1 protein-coding gene is annotated in these 734 nt (G+C 65.0%); it reads left to right on the forward strand.

Annotation, left to right across the window (positions count from 1 at the left end; translation table 11 throughout):
• On the forward strand, positions 1 to 695 hold a 695-nt coding region (locus LS48_RS15880; protein WP_162266503.1), incomplete at its 5' end, for a DNA cytosine methyltransferase.
• Positions 696 to 734 lie beyond the last annotated feature (39 nt).

The following is a 734-nucleotide window of genomic DNA, read 5'->3' on the forward strand; positions in this document are numbered from 1 at the left end:
GCCTAGAGCGTCACCACACCGCCAAGGGCGGTTCGGACGAGCTGCGTTACAACGTCGTGTATCGGGTGCTCAACGCAGCCAATCACGGGGTGCCACAACGGCGTGAGCGTGTCGTGTTCGTCGGCTTCCGCGCGGACCTTGGCATTGAATGGTCCTTCCCGGAGGCAACCCACTCGCTCGAAGCGTTGCTATGGGAGCAGGTACGAACGGGTGACTATTGGGAGCGGCACGAGATCGCCAAGCGCGACCGGGTGCTTGATCCACGCTTCCGCGCCCGCGGCATGGCGCTGTTGGAGAAGCCGGCGGACAAGCCGTGGCTGACCGTGCGGGACGCGATTGGAGACCTTCCTGATCCGGAGCTTCAGCCGGAACTCGCGGCTGCCTGCCTCAACCATCGATTCCAAGGTGGCGCCCGCAGCTATGTGGGCCACACTGGCAGTCCGCTTGATGAACCAGCCAAGACGCTCAAGGCGGGCGTCCACGGTGTCCCGGGGGGCGAGAACATGCTGCGTCGCGCCGATGGAAGCGTGCGCTATTTCAGCGTCCGAGAGAGCGCCCGGCTACAGACCTTCCCTGACAAGTACCGCTTTCATGGCTCATGGACCGAGTCCATGCGCCAGCTCGGCAACGCCGTCCCGGTGAAGCTCGCGCAGGCCGTTGGAGAGAACGTGGCGAGGCATTTGACCGCCGCATGAGCCGTAAACCCACACCCGCGCCGTCGCCGATCGCCGAAC

Source organism: Aequorivita aquimaris, from assembly GCF_001573155.1.
Classification (GTDB): Bacteria; Bacteroidota; Bacteroidia; order Flavobacteriales; family Flavobacteriaceae; genus Aequorivita; species Aequorivita aquimaris.